The sequence below is a fragment of the Rhizobium sp. LCM 4573 genome, assembly GCF_001854865.1.
Lineage (GTDB): Bacteria > Pseudomonadota > Alphaproteobacteria > Rhizobiales > Rhizobiaceae > Neorhizobium.
Genome location: NZ_MDDW01000001.1, coordinates 567,559 through 585,061 on the forward strand (window position 1 = coordinate 567,559; position 17,503 = coordinate 585,061).

The following is a 17,503-nucleotide window of genomic DNA, read 5'->3' on the forward strand; positions in this document are numbered from 1 at the left end:
TGTGCTCATCGCGGCAGGCTCCATCAATTATTGAATGATCACTCAATAATGAAAACTTGCAATTCGAAGTCAAGCAGATTATTTATCGATCATTCAATAATGGAGGTTTTGATGGCTCGTCCGCGTGAGTTCGACCGGGATGTGGCCTTGGCTAAGGCCCGCGATGCTTTCTGGGCCAGCGGCTATGAAGGCACCTCGATTTCCGATCTCGTGGCAATTCTCGGCCTGGCTCCGGCCCGACTGTATGCGGCCTTCGGCTCCAAGGAGGAGCTTTTCCGCGAGGCGGTCGCCCTTTATGAGGCCGGCGAAGGAAGTTTCGTGTCGAGGGCGCTCCTGCAGGAGCCGACCGCGCGGGACGCCGTGATGCGCATGTTCAGGGAAGCGGTCCAGGTCTATACGAGGCCCGGCAAGCCCCGGGGATGCCTTGTCGTATCCGCGGCCTCCAGCAGCGCGGTCGAGAACGATGCCGTTCGCGAGTTTCTTGCCGAGCGACGCCGGCTGCAGGAGGAGAGCATCGTCGCCCGCTTTCGGCGAGCCGTGAGCGAGGGCGAATTACCGACGGGAACGGATGCCGAGGCGCTGGGCGGCACTATCGCGGCAATCCTGAATGGACTCTCGGTTCAGGCGAGAGATGGCGCGCCGCCGGAGAAATTGGAGGCAATGTGTGCCTTTGCGATAGACGCGTTGTTTGGCACCGAACGGCAGCCTCTTGGGAAGAGTGCCGCCGAATTCGGGCGTGAATGACAGAGGCCGAAGTCCGGCCTTCTGACGCTTCATGAATCAGCGCTTGATGCCGGCCGGGCCGCTGAACCGGTTCGGGTCGATCGACCGTGCCGCGGTGACCGGCTTGAAGCCGCCGCTCGCATAGGCAGCGGAATAGTCCGCGTTGAGCGTGCGGGTAACGACCCGCGGCGCCTTGACGGAAGCCATCTCTCCCGCGCGATTGTTGTTGACGGCCCATTTGGCGATCAGGTCGCCGGTCAGCGCGCCACCCGCCGGCTTTTGCTGGCCGGGCTTTGCCGCACGTCCGCCCTTTGTGGCGACCGCCGGCTTGGAGTTGTCGACGGGCGCATCGAAGCCGTCGCCGAAGCGCATCCCACTTCCGGAAGGCTGTGCGGGCTTCGAAGGAATAGCCGCCACTTCCATCGGTCTCGGCGCGGGGTGCGCCGGCTGCATCTGAGGCGTCATGGCCGCCCTAGCCTCTGCCGCGCTCTGGGTGAGCGCCGCGACGACGGACGGCGTGAGCTGTTGCTGCTCCACGAGATCCGCTTCGCTTTCCGGATCGGTCTCGGCTGAAGCAAGCAGAGGTTCGGCGATAGAAGGCCGGGCGACCGGCAGCGGCACGGCGGCAAGCTCGCCGGCAGGCAGCGCGCCATCGGCCGAAGCGGTCATCACGCCCTGTTCCGCGTCGCCTTTCAGGCCGCGCGGGCCGAGAAGCGTCGGAACGGGAATGGCATATTGGGCAAGATCGGCGAAGTTTTCCCCCTCAGGCTGCCGCGGCTGCGGCGGCATTGCTGCCTGCAGGGCCTCCTGGGCGGTGTTGCGGGTCGGGGAATAGAGCGCCGTAGCAAGACCGCCCGGCCCATTGTCCTGGCGCAGCGCGGGGCGCGAAAGCGGCACGGGCGCTGCGATATTCTCGGGCTGCTGCGGCTCGACCGCCGCCACCATGACCGGCTGTTCGGCCGCAGGCTGGGGAGCTACCGGCTGCGGCGCGGGTTCCGCCTGCCTCTGCCGCGCGGGCGCAGCCGGGGCTGGAGCCGCGATGGCTTCTGCATCCTCGTCCTCGTCGCCGCCGCCGAAGAGCACGGCCAGAAGGTTGCGCCGCTTGCCGCTCGAGCTGCCGGAAGCGCTGGCGATCTCGATCTGCTGGCCGGAAGCCAGGCGCTTCTTGTAGGAGGCGAGCGCCGTATCGTAACCCGGAAGCGGCTTGCCATCGGAAGGAAGATGAACGGTGTTGCCGTTCGGGAAGAGCTTGGCCAGTTCCTGGCGGCTCATGCGCGGCCATGCACGCACCCCGCCGACATCGAGATGCACGAAGGGCGAACCGGAATTCGGATAATAGCCGACGCCGCCGACTTCCATCTTCATGGCCGTGCTGCGCAGCGTCGCAAGCTTTACGCCGGGAATATAGAAATCCATCGCCTTGCCGAGCATGTGCTGGCTGTTCTTCGCCACGCCCTTGGTGCGCGAACGCAGCGCGCCGTTGGTCGCGGGAGAACGGTAAGCGGAGACGACATGGATATAATCGGTGGCGCCGCTGCGCCGGTAAACCTCCCAGACGAGGTCGAGCAGCCGCGGGTCCATCTTGGTGGGCTCGTTGCGGCGCCAGTCCCGCAGGAACTGGTTGACCTGCTGCAGCCCCTTGGGATCGAACCTGCCGTTCCGCTTGTAGGTGATGATCGCCCTTTCCTTCGTATGGACGAAGTAGAGCTTGAGGCTGCGATTCTCCGCGGCCGCCTCCGAGACGGAAGCCAGGGTAAACGGCATGGCCATGCACATCAAAAACGCAGCCGCGGCGGCACGCTTCGCGAGAGCCCGGAAAAGCCCGGCATGGAGACCGCGCACGCTTTCACCCGAAGGCGTTTGGCTGGCATTCAGATCAGGCAAGGCTATCCCCGTCTTGTAGGCAACATTCCCCTGCTGCCTCAAATGACTGTCAATTGCGGTGACACGATGGCAATTTTGCCACACATTCACAAGCTTCTCACATTTAGTCAATAATCGACTAACGAGAGATTGACAAAGGGTGACAGAACATCCTTGCCCGAAAGTTAACACCAGCCCACATGCCAATGCCTTGATTTACCTTGCTGCTTTTAGGCAGCTTCCTTCAGCGGATCGTCGGGATCGATACCGTAGTCCTTCAATTTCCGGTAAAGGGTGGACCGCCCGATCCCCAGCTTTCGCGCTACCTGGCTCATCTGGCCGCGATAGAACTTCAAGGCAAAACGGATGAGCTCCTCTTCTACATCCGCGAGCTTGCGCACTTCGCCAGCCTGATCGGTGCTGGAGATGACGTTCTCCACGGAAGGATAGGCCGCCGCCAGAAGCGCGCGCGGATCGGGCCTGTCCGGCCGGGGAGGCTCGCCGCGTTCCCTGGCAGCCGCATCGAGCGGCAGGGTAACGACAGGTTCGTAACGAACAGCCGGAGCGATGATCTCCTCCGTGGCCGAAAGCTCGGCGCTACGAAATTCCGGAACCTGCGCGGCGATCTGCGGAAAATCCGCCTCCGACAGCTCGTCGCCTTCCGCCAGCACGACCGCACGGAAGATGGCGTTCTCGAGCTGGCGGATATTTCCCGGCCAGTCATAGGCGGTCAGAAGCGCCAGCGCACCGGCGCCAACCGACAGCACCTTCGGCAGCTTCTGCTCGAGCGAGAAGCGCTCGGCAAAAACGCGCGCCAGATGCGGAATGTCCTCCTTGCGGCGGCGAAGCGCGGGAATGGTGATCGGGAAGACGTTGAGCCGGTAATAGAGATCCTCGCGGAACCGGCCTGCCCTCACCTCTTCGATCAGGTCCTTGTTGGTGGCCGAAATCAGCCGGACATTGACCTTCTGCACCTTTGCTGCGCCGACCGTTTCGATCTCGCCCTGCTGCACGGCGCGCAACAGCTTCACCTGCACTTCGAGYGGCAGATCGCCGATCTCGTCGAGGAAGAGCGTGCCGCCATCGGCCTCCACGAACTTGCCGGTATGGCGTTCCGTGGCACCTGTGAAGGCACCCTTTTCGTGACCGAACAGAATGCTTTCTACGAGATTATGCGGGATGGCTCCGCAGTTGACGGTGATGAACGGCTTGCCCGCCCGGTCGCCGCCGGACTGGATGGCCCGGGCGATAAGCTCCTTGCCGACGCCCGATTCGCCTTCGAGCACCACCGGGATGCTGGATTGCGAGGCGCGCCTCGCCAGATCGATGACGCGCAGCATCTCGGTGCTGGCTGAAACGATATCGGCGAAATTGACGGAGCTCGAGCGGACGCGGCGGCCGGCGCGGCTGCGCCCTTCGCGCTGGTCCAGCTTGAGCGCGTTGGAAATGGAGGCGGCGATGCGCTCGGGCGATACCGGCTTGACCACGAAATCGAAAGCGCCCGCACGCATGGCCTGCACGACGGATTCGATGCTGCCCTGCCCGGTCTGCACGATCACCGGCGTCTCGACGCCCATACCGCGGATCGTTTCGAGGAAGGTGAGACCGTCCATTTCCGGCATCATCAGATCGAGCACGATGACGTTGATCTCGGAGCGGGAGCGCTTCAGAAATTCGAGCGCGGCACGGCCGTTCTCTGCGAGATGCGCCGCATGACTGTGGCGTTCCACGGCATTCTTCAACAGGCGGCGCTGAATGGGATCGTCATCGACAACAAGGATTTGCGCAATCATGCTCGGCTCCTGGCAGCGGTCATTATGTCCCCTCATGGGCTCATTACAGGCCGCTTGTCCCATAAAGGGTTGAACATCCCCTTTTGAGAAAAGCTTGCATTTTAACTGCTGGCGCGGAAAAGAAGCGAGCATGACGGAAGCGGCGACCCAGGAGAAACAATATGTTGAATATGCCCGCAATCGCAATTCCCGGTGTTCTTTCCCCTGCGGCTGAGGGTGCCGCGGCCGATCCCGCGCTCGGCCTTCTGCCCGTCTGGAAGCTTTCCGACCTCTACGAGGACAAGGATTCGCCGGCTTTCCGCGCCGACCTCKACAAGGCTGCGAAGCTCGCCAGGGAATTCGAGGCGAAGTGGAAGGGCAAGCTCGCGGAAGCCGCGGGCAAGACGGGCAGCGGAGGCATCGGCGAGGCGCTCGCCGAATACGAGGTGATCGAAGATATCTTCGGCAAGATCGGCTCGTTTGCCGGTCTCACCTATTTCTCCGACACGTCCAGTCCCGCCAACGGCAAGTTCTACGGCGACGTCCAGTCGAAGCTCACCGACCTTTCGGCGCATCTTCTGTTCTTCCCCCTGGAGCTGAACCGTATCGACGACGCGGTAATGGATGCCTGCATGGACCGCGACCCGGCAGCCGGTCATTATCGTCCCTGGATCGTCGATCTGAGGAAGGACAAACCCTACCAGCTGGAAGACAAGCTGGAGCAGCTCTTCCTCGAAAAATCGATGACCAGCAGCGCCGCCTTCAACCGTCTCTTCGATGAGACCATGGCGGAGCTCCGTTATGACATCGACGGCGGGAAGGTGCCGCTCGAAGTGGCGCTCAACATGCTGCAGGAACCGGACGAGCCAACCCGCGCCAAGGCCGCCGCCGCGCTTTCGAAGACCTTCAAGGACAATATCCGCATCTTCACTCTGGTCACCAACACGCTGGCCAAGGACAAGGATATCTCCGACCGCTGGCGCGGCTTCGAGGATATCGCCGACTCACGCCACCTCGGCAACCGCGTCGAGCGCGAAGTGGTGAATGCGCTGGCCGAAGCCGTAAAGGAAGCCTATCCCCGCCTCTCGCACCGCTACTATGCCATGAAGGCGAAGTGGCTCGGCATGGAAGAGATGAACTTCTGGGACCGCAACGCGCCCCTGCCGGAAACCCCGAATGCGCTCATCCCATGGGATGAGGCGAAGAATACGGTTCTCTCGGCCTATGGCGGCTTTGCCCCGGAAATGGCCGATATCGCCCGCCGCTTCTTTGATGAGGAATGGATCGACGCGCCGGTCCGCACCGGAAAGGCGCCGGGCGCATTTGCGCATCCGACCGTCCCCTCGGCGCACCCTTATGTCCTCGTCAACTATATGGGCAAGCCGCGCGACGTGATGACGCTCGCCCATGAACTCGGCCACGGCGTTCACCAGGTGCTTGCCGGCAAGCAGGGGGCGCTGATGTGCCAGACGCCGCTGACGCTTGCCGAAACCGCCTCCGTCTTCGGCGAGATGCTGACCTTCCGTGCGCTTCTCGAAAAGACGAAGGACAAGCGCGAGCGCAAGGCCATGCTCGCCCAGAAGGTGGAGGACATGATCAACACGGTCGTGCGCCAGATCGCCTTCTACGAATTCGAGCGCAAGGTTCACACCGCCCGCAAGGAAGGCGAGCTGACCTCCGAGCAGATCGGCGAACTCTGGCTTTCGGTACAGGCGGAAAGCCTCGGGCCGGCGATCCGCATTTCCGAGGGCTACGAGACCTGGTGGGCCTATATCCCTCATTTCATCCATTCGCCCTTCTACGTCTATGCTTATGCCTTCGGAGATTGCCTGGTGAACTCGCTCTACGCGGTCTACCAGCAAGCGGAGCCCGGCTTTCAGCAGAAGTATTTCGAGCTGCTGAAGGCCGGCGGCACCAAGCATCACTCCGAATTGCTGAAGCCCTTCGGCCTCGATGCCACCGATCCGTCGTTCTGGAGCAAGGGGCTGTCGATGATCGAGGGCCTGATCGACGAGCTGGAGGCTTTGGATAGGGGGTAATTGGCTTGGGGAGGATGCCCCTCATCCGGCTGCCGCCACCTTCTCCCCGCTCGCGGGGAGAAGGACGCAAGCGGCACCACCTTTCCCCGATCACAGAGGTTTCACCGGGCACGTCCCCTCTCCCCACCTGCGGGGAGAGGGCTAGGGTGAGGGGCAAAGCTGCGAGACACCGACATGGCAAACCACCCACCCTATGCGCTCTTTCGCGATGACCCTGCCGGGCGGAGCCTCGTCTTCGACCGGCCGAGGGAAATCGTCACTGCGCATGAGGCGGATGAGGTGCTGCCGGCCCTACAACGCCTGGAGGAAGCCCGCCGCGCCGGCCAATGGCTCGCGGGCTATATTTCCTACGAGGCCGGCTACGTCTTCGAGGATAAGCTCAAACCCCTGATCGTGCCGGAAAGGCCGACGCCGCTCATCGCTATGGGCATTTTCGACGCCCCCGCCGGCGAGGACCATCCGTTTGCCGCGCCGCTTCCCGCCAGAAACGAGGAACCCTTCATCGAACCCAGCGCCGCCTGGGATTTCGAAACCTATCGCGAGCGGTTCGACCGCCTGCACCGGCACCTGCGCAATGGCGATTGTTACCAGGGAAATCTCACCATGCCGGTCACCGCCCGCTGGCAGGGTGATCCGCGCTTCATCTTCTGGTCCCTCGTCGCTCGACAGCCGGTCCGCTACGGCGCGCTCGTCGATTTCACCGGGGACGCGGGCGGCCCGATCGTCCTCTCCCGCTCGCCGGAACTTTTCTTTTCCGTTGACGCCGAGCGCTTCATCGAAACCCATCCGATGAAGGGCACCGCCCCGCGCGGCAAGACACCCGAGGAAGACGAAGCGATCGTTGAAGCCATGCTCGCCGACGAGAAGACGCTTGCGGAGAACCGCATGATCGTCGATCTGCTGCGCAACGACATTTCCCTCGTCAGCGAAGTGGGAACGCTTGACGTCCCCAAGCTCTTCGAAATCGAGACCTATCCGACCGTCCATCAGATGGTCAGCCATGTGCGGGCCAAGCTGAGGCCCGAAATCGGCCTGCCGGAAATCCTTGCCGCGCTCTTTCCCTGCGGCTCCGTCACAGGAGCGCCCAAAATGTGGGCGATGCAGATTCTTGCCGGCCTGGAAGCCGATTGCCGCGACGTCTATTGCGGCGCGATCGGCTGGTGCGATCCGGCCGGGCCGATGCGGTTTTCAGTGGCGATCCGTACGATCTCGCTTTTCAACGACGGCAAGGCCGTCTTCAATGTGGGTGGCGGCATCGTCTTCGATTCGAAGGCGGATGCCGAATATGAGGAATGCCTGTTGAAGGCGCGGTTTGCGGTAGGCGATCAATGGATTTCTCGCTGATCGAAACGATGCGGTGGGAGCCCGAAACGGGCTTCGTTCGGCTGGAGCAACATCTTCGCCGCTTGAGCCGTTCGGCCGATGCGCTCGGCTTCCGTCAGCCGCCGCTGGATACGCTCAACCAGCTCGAAGCCGCTGTCGGCGGCGAGGCGCCCTTGCGCGTGCGCCTCGTCATGACCTATCGCGGCAAGATCGAGATCACGACCAGTCCCTTCGCGCCGGTCCCTGAAGGCTCGGTCTGGCGCCTGCGCATTGCCGAAACCGCCCGGCTTGCCTCGGACGATCCTCTTTACCGTCACAAGACCTCGCGGCGGGAGCCCTACGAGGCCGCACGCGCCGAATTTTCGCCGGAAGAGGCCGACGAGGTGCTGCTCCTCAACGAGCGCGGCGAGGTCTGCGAAGGAACGATCACCAATGTCTTCGTCGAGGAGCCGGACGGTTCCCTTCTGACGCCGCCGCTTGCGAGCGGACTGCTGCCCGGCATATTGCGCTCCGAGCTTATCCGCGAACGGAAAGCGCGCAGCCAGGTCTTGACGCCCGCCGACCTCGGGAGCGGAAGGCTCTTCGTCGGCAATTCGCTGCGCGGGCTCATTCCGGCGGAACTTATCGAAGAATCATGAACCCTCAGCGCGAAATCGCGCGCATGTGCAGGCTGGAAACCGTGTTTTCCCGCTCCATTTGACAGGCTCTTTATTGTGACGAGATTTTATGATCTTAGAGCCTGGAACTGCCCGTTGAAACCCGACCCACGCGTAACAATCATTCCTTCCACTGCCGCACAGTCGGACCCACGGCCGAGAGGCCGCCGATCAAGGAGAAACACATGTCAGAAAAGACCTATCCGGTGTATGGCGAGATCACCGGCCCGATCGTGATGATCGGCTTCGGTTCGATCGGCCGCGGAACGCTGCCGCTCATCGAGCGTCACTTCAAGTTCGACAAGAGCCGGATGGTCGTGATCGACCCGCGCGACGATGCCGATCACACTGAAATTCTGGCAAAGCACGGCGTGCGGCATATCAAGTCGTACGTCACCAAGGAAAACTACAAGAAACTCCTGAAACCCCTGCTGACCGAAGGCGGTGGCCAGGGCTTCTGCGTCAATCTTTCCGTCGATACCGGCTCGCTCGACATCATGAAGCTTTGCCGCAAGCTCGACGTGCCTTACATCGACACCGTGGTCGAACCCTGGCTCGGCTTCTATTTCGACAAGAACATGAAGAATGCCGACCGCACCAATTACGCGCTGCGCGAAACCGTGCGCAAGGAGAAGGAAAAGAACCCGGGCGGCGCCACCGCCATTTCCACCTGCGGTGCAAATCCGGGCATGGTCTCCTGGTTCGTCAAGCAGGCGCTCGTCAACCTCGCGAACGATACCGGCCTGAAGTTCGAAGAGCCCGACCAGCATGATCGCGAAGGCTGGGCGAAGCTCATGAAAAAGCTCGGCGTCAAGGGCGTCCACATCGCCGAGCGCGACACCCAGCGCACCAAGCATCCGAAGCCCCTCAACGTCTTCTGGAACACCTGGTCCGTCGAAGGCTTCATCTCCGAGGGCCTGCAGCCCGCCGAACTCGGCTGGGGCACCCATGAGAAGTGGATGCCGAAGAACGCCAAGAAGCACAAGAAGGGCTGCAAGGCGGCGATCTATCTGGAGCAGCCGGGCGCCAATACCCGCGTGCGCACCTGGTGCCCGACGCCCGGCCCGCAATATGGCTTCCTGGTCACCCATAACGAATCCATCTCGATCGCCGACTATTTCACGGTCCGCGACAAGGATGGCGACGTGACCTATCGCCCGACCTGCCACTATGCCTACCACCCCGCCAACGATGCCGTGCTGTCGCTGCACGAGATGTTCGGCAATGGCGGCAACGCGCAGCCGATCCACCACGTTCTTGACGAGGACGAGCTGGAGGACGGCATCGACGAACTCGGCGTCCTGCTCTACGGTCACGAGAAGAATGCCTACTGGTACGGCTCGCGCCTGTCTCTGGAAGAGACCCGCCGCATCGCCCCCTACCAGAACGCGACCGGCCTGCAGGTGACCTCCGCCGTGCTCGCCGGCATGGTCTGGGCGCTGGAAAATCCGAATGCGGGCATCGTCGAGGCGGACGAGATCGACTACAAGCGCTGCCTGGAAGTCCAGCTTCCTTATCTCGGCCCGGTCGAAGGCCATTATATCGACTGGACGCCGCTGGAAGGCCGCCCCGGCCTCTTCCCGGAGGACATCGACACCAGCGATCCCTGGCAGTTCAGGAACGTCCTGGTCCGCTAAGACCAGCCTTCCCCATTAATCTTTATGAAACGCCCGCCTTCCCGCGGGCGTTTCATGTGTTGAAAGAAAGGGCCCTGTGAAACTGCACGCCTTGCGTTACATGGGCCTTCGCGGCATGGTTTAGCGCCAGGCCAGATCGAATCGCGGGAGACAGAGTTATGAAAATCAGAGCGAGCCTCGTGCTCATTGCCGCCGCCACACTCAGCGCGTGCGTGTCCTCTCCTCCTCCGGACCGTCTGCCGCCGTCGTCGGGCGCACAGCAACCGCGCGCAACGGGCGTCGAGGGAAGCTGGGCCGATCCGAACGGGATCGTCTCCACGTTCCAGGCAGGCACCTTCACCACCCGTTCGACGGACAGCAACAGCCTTCTCGCCTCCGGCAATTACAGGAACGTCTCGCCCACGCTCGTCGAGATCAACATGACTTCGCTGGTGCGCAAGACGACCTCCAGGGTCAATTGTGCGCTCGTCACGCCGAACCAGCTGAACTGCACGCAGGATAGCGGAGCGCAATTCTCGCTCGCCCGACGGAGCTGAACGGCTTCCATTCTCACCTTTCCGAAACCCCGCTCCCCGGCGGGGTTTTTCGTATTTTCCCGGAGACGCGAAAGCCGCTCTCCGCCTGTCATATTTCCCTTGAAACCGGCCTTTGTTGATGAAAACATGCCCACCCGGAACGGCTGTCATGGTGGGATGTTACGACGGCCGGGAGCCGAGCGGCGAAAAGCCGCCAGAAAAGGGAACAGGAGAGGCAACATGATGAAAACATTGAGACTTGGGCTGATGACCGCGTCGGCCATCGCTCTTTCGTGCGGCGCCGCACTCGCCGATTACGAACTCAATATCCTGCACATCAACGATCTTCATTCCCGTATCGAGCCCATCAACAAATTCGATTCCACCTGCACCACGGAAGAAGCCTCCAAGAACGAGTGCTTCGGCGGCATCGCCCGCGTAAAGGCCGCCATCGACGGCCGCCGCGGCGAGTTGAACGGGCAGAATCTGCTGGTGCTGGATGYCGGCGACCAGTTTCAGGGATCGCTTTTCTACAGCACCTTCAAAAGCGGCCCGGTGGCGGATTTCATGAACGGCATCGGCTTTGATGCCATGGCGATCGGCAACCATGAATTCGACGACGGCCCGGAAGAACTCCTGAAGTTTATAGACGCCGCCGATTTCCCGATTATCTCCGGCAACACCATCGCCGCCGACAACAGCCCGGTCGCCAAGAAGTTCGAGGGCTACATCATCAAGGAAATGGGCGGTCAGAAGGTCGCCGTCGTCTCCGTGCTGGCGACCGATACCGACGAGACCTCCTCTCCGGGAGATACTATCCGTTTCGAGGATGAGGTCGAATACCTGAACAAGGTGGTTCCGGAGATCGAAGCGCAGGGCGTCAACAAGATCATCCTCCTGTCGCATGTCGGCTATGTGCGGGACCAGGAGATCGCCGCGGCCGTGAACGGCATCGACGTCATCGTCGGCGGTCACAGCCATACGCTGCTCTCCAGCACCGACGAAAAGGCCGCCGGCTCCTACCCCACTTTGGTGAAGAACCCCGCCGGCGTGGATGTTCCGATCGTTCAGGCTTATGCCTATTCGAAATACCTCGGCGACCTGAAGGTGGTCTTCGATGACAATGGCGTGGTGAAATCGGCCGAGGGCGCCCCGAAGCTCCTCGATGCCTCGATCACGCCGGATGCCGGCTATGTCGCCAAGGTTGCCGAACTCGGCAAGCCCCTGGAAGAATTGAAGAAAAAGGTGGTCGGCRTTTCCGAAGGGCCGATCGAAGGCGACCGGCGGGTCTGCCGCGCCAAGGAGTGCTCGATGGGCAATCTCGTGGCCGAAGCACAGCTCGACCGCGTGAAGGGCCAGGGCATCACCATCTCGATCGCCAATGGCGGCGGTCTGCGCGCCTCGATCGACGGAGGCGACGTGACCATGGGCGAGGTGCTGACGGTCCTGCCGTTCCAGAACACCGTCGCCACCTTCCAGCTCAAGGGCTCCGATCTCGTCACCGCGCTGGAAAACGGCGTCGGCCAGATCGAAGAGGGCGCCGGCCGCTTCCCGCAGGTCGCCGGCATGAAATATTCCTTCGATCGCTCCAAGCCTCCCGGCAGCCGCGTCAGCGACGTCCAGGTGAAGGAAGGCGAAGCCTTCGTGCCGCTCGATCCGAACAAGACCTACGGCGTCGTTACCAACAACTATGTCCGTGGCGGCGGCGATGGCTACAAGACCTTCGCGACCAACGCGGTCAATCCATACGATTTCGGGCCGAACCTCGAAYAGGCGGTCGCCGATTACCTGACGGCCAACAACCCCTACAAGCCCTTCACCGATGGCCGCATCACCGACGCGACTCCAGCGGACTACACCCCGCCCGCCAAGGAAACCGCAGCAGCACCCGCCGCTCCTTCGGCTCCGGCAGCAACCGCTCCCGCCGCTCCGGCACCCGCCGCTCCGTCGTCCGGCCAGACGGCGGCTGCTCCCGCGGCTCCGGCTCAGCAGCCCGCAACGCCTGCCCCGGCCGCCGGCGGCCCGAAGACCTACACCGTCACTCGCGGCGATTCCCTCTGGAAGATAGCGGAAGCCGAGTATGGCGACGGCAATCAGTGGACGCGGATCGCCGAGGCCAACAGCCTGCGCAACCCGAACCGCATCCTTGTCGGCGCGGAACTGGAACTGCCCGGCCAATAAGCTAAGACGATTTGTCTCGCATGAAGAACCGGTCCGGGTCTTTCCCGGACCGGTTTTTGTTTCTAAATAGCCGCAGTTCGGCCGAGAAGTGCCGTCCCGTCACATCGAAAGAGCGTCCATGACCTCCAAACCCGCGCATATGCCCACCAGCCAATCAGAGGCGAGCTTCGGCAAGGTCGGCGTATTGCTGGTCAATCTCGGAACGCCGGACGGCACGAGCTATTGGCCGATGCGCCGCTATCTCTCCGAATTCCTCTCCGATCGCCGCGTCATCGAGTGGTCGCGCCTCTACTGGTATCCGATCCTCCAAGGCATCGTCTTGAGCAAGCGGCCGCAGAAGGTAGGCAAGGCTTACGAGGCGATCTGGAACAAGGAAAAAAACGAGAGCTTCCTGCGCACCTATACCCGCAACCAGGCGGAGCTGATGGCCGAGGCGCTCGGGGACCTGCCGAATGTCGTGGTCGATTGGGGCATGCGCTACGGCCAGCCTTCGATCGCGTCACGCATCGATGCGCTGAAGGAGAAGGGTTGCGAGAAGATCCTCGTCTTTCCACTCTACCCGCAATATTCCGCCTCCACCACGGCAACGGTCAATGACAAGGCCTTCGAACACCTGATGAAGCTGCGCTGGCAGCCGGCCGTGCGCACGGTGCCGCCCTATCACGACGATCCGGGCTATATCGAGGCGCTGGCGAATTCCTACAGGCAGACCCTTTCCACACTCGACTGGGAGCCCGAAGTCCTGCTCGCCTCCTTCCACGGCATCCCCCTCTCCTATTCTGAAAAAGGCGATCCCTATCGCAGCCATTGCGAGATAACCGGGCACCTGCTTCGGGAAGCGCTCGGCCTGTCGCCGGAGCGCTTCATGGTCACCTTCCAGTCCCGTTTCGGGCCGGAAGAATGGCTGCAGCCCTATACCGACAAGACGGTCGAGAAACTGGCGAGCGAAGGTGTCAAACGCATCGCCGTCATGAATCCCGGCTTCGTTTCCGACTGTCTTGAGACCTTAGAGGAAATCGCCGGGGAAGCGGCCGAAAGCTTCCTGCACTACGGCGGCGAAAAATTCGTCCACATTCCCTGCCTCAACGACAGTCCGGATGGAATGACGGTGCTGGAACAGGTCGTCCGCCGCGAGCTTCAGGGCTGGGTTTAATCCACGAAAGTAAAGCGTTTTGCTCATCCCTCTGCCCTGCCGGGCGTCGTCCCCCTTTAACTCCTGCTGTTACACTCCTCTTCGGTTCCCCCATAAGAGCACATGCAGCTGCGGCAGCACGCGGGCCGCAAACCAGCGGTCCTCCGTCACCTTGCCGACGAGCCAGAGCATCCGATCCATGACCCCGTCGATATCGACGACGGCATCGTCGTCATCCGGCGGTGGCGGCGTATGGTTGCCGGGCTGCAGATAGACCGGCAGATGCGGAAAGCGCGCCGCCGCATCCTTGGCAAAGGCGTAGTCGGCATCGTCGAATACCACGATCTTCAACACGGTCTGCGGCTTGCCGGCCGCCATGTCGAGACAGTGCTGCAGGGCATGCCAGTCCGTCACCATGCCGCTTGACGGCGGCTTGGGGCTCAGCACCAGCGTATCAAGGTTTTCGAACCAATCCTTCGCAATGTTGCCTTGCGTTTCGAGCGCGAAGCGATAACCCTTTCGCTTGCCATGGCTGATCAGCGGCCCCAAAGGCTGGATGGCCGGATTGCCGCCTGAAAGCGAGACCGTCAGCGGCACGCCGCCGGAAAGGCGCTCCACCTCCGCCCAGATCGCCGGGGCGCTCATCGGCTTCCATTCGTCGCGATAGGCGCTGTCGACCGCGTGCAGGGTGTCGCACCAGCTGCAGCGGTAATCGCAGCCGCCGGTGCGCACGAAGACCGTCGGCTGGCCGATCAGCACACCCTCGCCCTGGATCGTCGGCCCGAAGATCTCGCTCACCCGGATGCGGGCATCCGAGCCGGTCATGGCCGGTATTCCGCCCAGGTTTTCGGCGTTTCGCTGACGCGCACGGCAGAGGTTTCCGGCAGCCGCGCCTTGCACCAGTCGTAGAAATGCCGGGCCAGGAATTCCGATGTCACCCGCTCATGCCCGAAGACTTCGTTCAGGTGCCGGTGGTCGAATTCCTCGTCGATATACTGTTTGAGCGGCTTGAGCTCGTGATAATCGCGCACGAAGCCGTCCTCGTCGAGCTCGGCGGCGGCAAGCTCCACCACGACGATGTAATTATGGCCATGCAGGCGCGCGCACTGATGGTCGGCCGGCAGATGCGTGAGCTGATGCGAGGCGGAGAAATGAAATTCCTTGGTGATCCGGTACATCAGCGGATCTCCCCGGCCCGGAAGCCTTCGGTCGCGGCAATCCAGAAATCCGGGTCCTCGTATTCCGTCGGGTCCGCGACTCCGGCAAGATGAAAAGCCTCGCGCCGCTCGACGCAGGTGCCGCAGCGGCCGCAATGCAGCGCCCCGCCCTTGTAGCAGGACCAAGTTTCGGCAAAGGGCGTGCCGTGGGCGGCGCCGTCCTTCACGATCTCGGCCTTCGATTCGCGCWCATAGGGCGCCAGAAGCTTCACCGAGGCGTAACCATCCAGCGCACGGTCCTGCATCGCCTGGAAGGCATCGATGAAGCCCGGACGGCAATCCGGATAGATGAAGTGGTCGCCGCCATGGACGGCGATCGCCACCGCATCCGCCTCGCGCGCCGCCGCCACGCCGAAGGCGATCGCGAGCATGATCGCGTTGCGGTTCGGAACCACGGTGATGCGCATGGTTTCCTCGGCATAATGACCGTCCGGCACGTCGACATCGTCGGTGAGCGCCGAGCCGGTCAGCCGGCTGCCGATGCCCCGCATGTCGATGATTTCGTGGAAGACGCCGAGCCGCTTCRCACAGGCGGCGGCGTAGTCGAGCTCCTTGCGATGCCGTTGACCGTAATCGAAGGAGATCAGTCCGAGAAGTTCGTGTTCCGCCGCGATCCTGTGGGCGAGCGAAACGGAATCCAGTCCGCCGGAGCAGACGACGATGGTTTTCATATCAGGTGTCCTTGTTTTGTCCGGGTAGGCTGCGACCGGTCTTTCAAAGCGGCCTCTTTAGAGACTGAGGTCCGCCGCGTCAAACATCCTGTGCAAAGTTCCCGCAACCACCAGAACTGATGGGTACTGCTTCGCGGATTCAGGTATAAGGGCGGGCAAGGACCGTGCTTGTGAACGGCGCGGCGTGTCGACAGCATTGCGCAGCGGGACGCATCACAGCCCCATAGGAGGGAATTCATGGTTCTGGATGGATTCGATATCGTCGTGCTGATACTGGTCCTGCTGGTTATCCTGGTACTGTTCGCCGGCATCAAGACCGTGCCCCAGGGCTATCGCTACACCGTGGAACGCTTCGGCCGCTACACGCGCACGCTCGATCCCGGCCTCAACCTCATCACACCCTTTATCGAGCGCATCGGCGCCCGCATGAATGTGATGGAACAGGTGCTCGACATTCCCACCCAGGAAGTCATCACCAAGGACAATGCCAGCGTCTCGGCCGATGCCGTGGCCTTCTATCAGGTTCTGAACCCCGCTCAGGCCGCCTACCAGATTTCCGACCTCGAAAACGCCATTCAGAACCTCACCATGACCAATATCCGCTCGGTCATGGGCTCGATGGATCTCGATGCGCTCCTTTCGAACCGTGATGTCATCAACGAGCGACTGTTGCGCGTGGTGGACGAGGCGGTCGGCCCCTGGGGCATCAAGGTCACGCGCATCGAGATCAAGGACATTCGCCCGCCGACCGATCTCGTCGATGCGATGGCTCGCCAGATGAAAGCCGAGCGCGAGAAGCGCGCGCAGGTTCTGGAGGCCGAAGGTTCCCGTAACGCGCAAATCCTTCGCGCCGAGGGTGCCAAGCAGGCCGCCGTCTTGAAGGCGGAGGGCGAAAGGGAGGCCGCCTTCCGCGAGGCCGAGGCCCGCGAACGCCTTGCCGAAGCCGAAGCCAAGGCGACCCGCTCGGTTTCCGAGGCGATCGCCGCCGGTGACGTGCACGCCATCAACTACTTCGTCGCCCAGAAATATACCGAGGCGCTTGCGGAAATCGGCACCGCGACGAACACGAAGATCGTCCTCATGCCGCTCGAAGCTTCCTCGCTCATCGGCTCTCTCGGCGGAATCGGCGCAATTGCGAAGGAGGTCTTTGGCGACGGCGGGGTAGCGGCTGCCGCCCCGGCCCCGGCACCTGTTCGGCCTCGAGCAGCACCTCCGCGCACGACACCGCCCGTCAGACCTTCCAGCCCACCCGCCGAGACCTGAGCCATGGTCCAGTCGCTCACCGCCCAACTTGGTCTCTGGAGCTGGTGGATCGTCGGCCTCGTGCTTCTGGCGGCCGAGCTCGTGGCGCCCGGCGTCTTCCTGATCTGGATCGGGCTTGCGGCGATCGTCGTCGGCATACTCTCTCTGCTTTTATGGGAGACAGGCGTCTGGTCCTGGCAGGTGCAGTTCCTCGTCTTCGCCGTGCTTTCGGTCGTCTTCGCGCTCGCCGGGCGGCGCTTCTACGCCCGCGACAATCACGCCAGCGATGAACCGCTGCTCAACCGGCGCGGCGAAAGCCTGATCGGCCGCACGGCCACGCTTGCCGAGCCTATCATGGAAGGACGCGGGCGAATCCGTCTGGATGATACCTGGTGGGCGGTCATGGGGCCGGACCTGCCGGCCGGCACGCGGGTGAAGGTGGTTTCATCCACCGGCGGCGGTCTGACGGTCGAAGCCTCGGAGGGCTGAAAAAGGCCGGCTCCGCGAAGCCGTGCGAAGTTCCGAAATCTCC

Annotated in this window: 15 protein-coding genes; 10 read left to right on the forward strand and 5 right to left on the reverse strand. The window is 62.5% G+C overall.

Annotated elements, in window-relative coordinates; genetic code table 11:
* The first annotated feature begins 111 nt into the window (after positions 1 to 111).
* Entirely contained in the window at positions 112 to 744 is a 633-nt protein-coding gene (locus LCM4573_RS02955) for a TetR/AcrR family transcriptional regulator (protein WP_071004316.1), read from the forward strand.
* Between the two features lie 36 nt (positions 745 to 780).
* Here LCM4573_RS02955 and LCM4573_RS02960 read toward each other — a convergent pair whose 3' ends face one another.
* Entirely contained in the window at positions 781 to 2,607 is a 1,827-nt protein-coding gene (locus LCM4573_RS02960) for a DUF882 domain-containing protein (RefSeq protein ID WP_071005154.1), read from the reverse strand.
* Positions 2,608 to 2,816: 209 nt separating this feature from the next.
* Complete coding sequence (locus LCM4573_RS02965; protein WP_116285279.1) at positions 2,817 to 4,379, reverse strand: sigma-54 dependent transcriptional regulator; 1,563 nt, start codon at positions 4,377 to 4,379, stop codon at positions 2,817 to 2,819.
* A 170-nt stretch (positions 4,380 to 4,549) separates the two neighbouring features.
* On the opposite strand from LCM4573_RS02965, the gene LCM4573_RS02970 reads away from it, so the two are divergent.
* From LCM4573_RS02970 to hemH, 7 genes are all read left to right on the forward strand, one after another.
* Positions 4,550 to 6,397: a M3 family oligoendopeptidase gene (locus LCM4573_RS02970; protein WP_071005155.1), complete on the forward strand. Its 1,848-nt coding sequence runs from the start codon at positions 4,550 to 4,552 to the stop codon at positions 6,395 to 6,397.
* 174 nt (positions 6,398 to 6,571) lie between these two features.
* On the forward strand, positions 6,572 to 7,741 hold the full coding sequence (locus LCM4573_RS02975; RefSeq protein ID WP_071004318.1) for an aminodeoxychorismate synthase component I: 1,170 nt from the start codon (positions 6,572 to 6,574) through the stop codon (positions 7,739 to 7,741).
* Positions 7,726 to 8,358 (forward strand): aminotransferase class IV family protein, encoded by a 633-nt coding sequence (locus LCM4573_RS02980; protein ID WP_083347285.1) that lies wholly within the window; start codon positions 7,726 to 7,728, stop codon positions 8,356 to 8,358. Before LCM4573_RS02975 ends, LCM4573_RS02980 begins: the two co-directional genes overlap by 16 nt.
* Before the next feature lie 203 nt (positions 8,359 to 8,561).
* The gene (locus LCM4573_RS02985) at positions 8,562 to 10,013 is read left to right on the forward strand and encodes a homospermidine synthase (protein ID WP_071004319.1); all 1,452 of its coding nucleotides are present in this window, start codon (positions 8,562 to 8,564) and stop codon (positions 10,011 to 10,013) included.
* A 158-nt stretch (positions 10,014 to 10,171) separates the two neighbouring features.
* Positions 10,172 to 10,549 carry an outer membrane lipoprotein Omp10 gene (gene omp10 / locus LCM4573_RS02990; RefSeq protein ID WP_071004320.1) on the forward strand — a complete coding sequence of 126 codons (378 nt, stop codon included), beginning with the start codon at positions 10,172 to 10,174 and terminating at the stop codon, positions 10,547 to 10,549.
* A 219-nt stretch (positions 10,550 to 10,768) separates the two neighbouring features.
* Positions 10,769 to 12,709 (forward strand): 5'-nucleotidase C-terminal domain-containing protein, encoded by a 1,941-nt coding sequence (locus LCM4573_RS02995; RefSeq protein ID WP_071004321.1) that lies wholly within the window; start codon positions 10,769 to 10,771, stop codon positions 12,707 to 12,709.
* A gap of 118 nt (positions 12,710 to 12,827) precedes the next feature.
* Positions 12,828 to 13,862 carry a ferrochelatase gene (gene hemH / locus LCM4573_RS03000; RefSeq protein ID WP_071004322.1) on the forward strand — a complete coding sequence of 345 codons (1,035 nt, stop codon included), beginning with the start codon at positions 12,828 to 12,830 and terminating at the stop codon, positions 13,860 to 13,862.
* A gap of 69 nt (positions 13,863 to 13,931) precedes the next feature.
* On the opposite strand, the gene queE is transcribed toward hemH, so the two are convergent.
* The 3 genes from queE to queC are packed head-to-tail and all read right to left on the reverse strand — an operon-like array spanning position 13,932 to position 15,729.
* Positions 13,932 to 14,666, reverse strand: a complete 735-nt coding sequence (gene queE, locus LCM4573_RS03005) for a 7-carboxy-7-deazaguanine synthase QueE (RefSeq protein WP_071004323.1) — start codon at positions 14,664 to 14,666, stop codon at positions 13,932 to 13,934.
* Complete coding sequence (gene queD, locus LCM4573_RS03010) at positions 14,663 to 15,019, reverse strand: 6-carboxytetrahydropterin synthase QueD (protein WP_071004324.1); 357 nt, start codon at positions 15,017 to 15,019, stop codon at positions 14,663 to 14,665. Before queD ends, queE begins: the two co-directional genes overlap by 4 nt.
* On the reverse strand, positions 15,019 to 15,729 hold the full coding sequence (queC, locus tag LCM4573_RS03015; protein ID WP_071004325.1) for a 7-cyano-7-deazaguanine synthase QueC: 711 nt from the start codon (positions 15,727 to 15,729) through the stop codon (positions 15,019 to 15,021). Before queC ends, queD begins: the two co-directional genes overlap by 1 nt.
* 237 nt (positions 15,730 to 15,966) lie before the next feature.
* Here queC and LCM4573_RS03020 point away from each other — a divergent pair, with 237 nt between their 5' ends.
* Together LCM4573_RS03020 and LCM4573_RS03025 are read left to right on the forward strand one after the other, a co-directional pair.
* A complete protein-coding gene (locus tag LCM4573_RS03020; RefSeq protein WP_071004326.1) occupies positions 15,967 to 16,992 on the forward strand; it encodes an SPFH domain-containing protein in 1,026 nt (341 codons plus the stop codon).
* A gap of 3 nt (positions 16,993 to 16,995) precedes the next feature.
* Positions 16,996 to 17,460, forward strand: coding sequence for an NfeD family protein (locus LCM4573_RS03025; RefSeq protein ID WP_071004327.1), 465 nt, complete (start codon positions 16,996 to 16,998; stop codon positions 17,458 to 17,460).
* Positions 17,461 to 17,503 lie beyond the last annotated feature (43 nt).

Excerpts from the sequence above, each read along its gene's own strand:
- LCM4573_RS02955 (WP_071004316.1), top strand. The coding sequence starts at position 112 with ATGGCTCGTCCGCGTGAGTTCGACCGGGATGTGGCCTTGGCTAAGGCC.
- LCM4573_RS02975 (WP_071004318.1), top strand. The coding sequence starts at position 6,572 with ATGGCAAACCACCCACCCTATGCGCTCTTTCGCGATGACCCTGCCGGG.
- LCM4573_RS02980 (WP_083347285.1), top strand. The coding sequence starts at position 7,726 with ATGGATTTCTCGCTGATCGAAACGATGCGGTGGGAGCCCGAAACGGGC.
- LCM4573_RS02985 (WP_071004319.1), top strand. The coding sequence starts at position 8,562 with ATGTCAGAAAAGACCTATCCGGTGTATGGCGAGATCACCGGCCCGATC.
- omp10 (WP_071004320.1), top strand. The coding sequence starts at position 10,172 with ATGAAAATCAGAGCGAGCCTCGTGCTCATTGCCGCCGCCACACTCAGC.
- hemH (WP_071004322.1), top strand. The coding sequence starts at position 12,828 with ATGACCTCCAAACCCGCGCATATGCCCACCAGCCAATCAGAGGCGAGC.
- queE (WP_071004323.1), bottom strand. The coding sequence starts at position 14,666 with ATGACCGGCTCGGATGCCCGCATCCGGGTGAGCGAGATCTTCGGGCCG.
- queD (WP_071004324.1), bottom strand. The coding sequence starts at position 15,019 with ATGTACCGGATCACCAAGGAATTTCATTTCTCCGCCTCGCATCAGCTC.
- LCM4573_RS03020 (WP_071004326.1), top strand. The coding sequence starts at position 15,967 with ATGGTTCTGGATGGATTCGATATCGTCGTGCTGATACTGGTCCTGCTG.
- LCM4573_RS03025 (WP_071004327.1), top strand. The coding sequence starts at position 16,996 with ATGGTCCAGTCGCTCACCGCCCAACTTGGTCTCTGGAGCTGGTGGATC.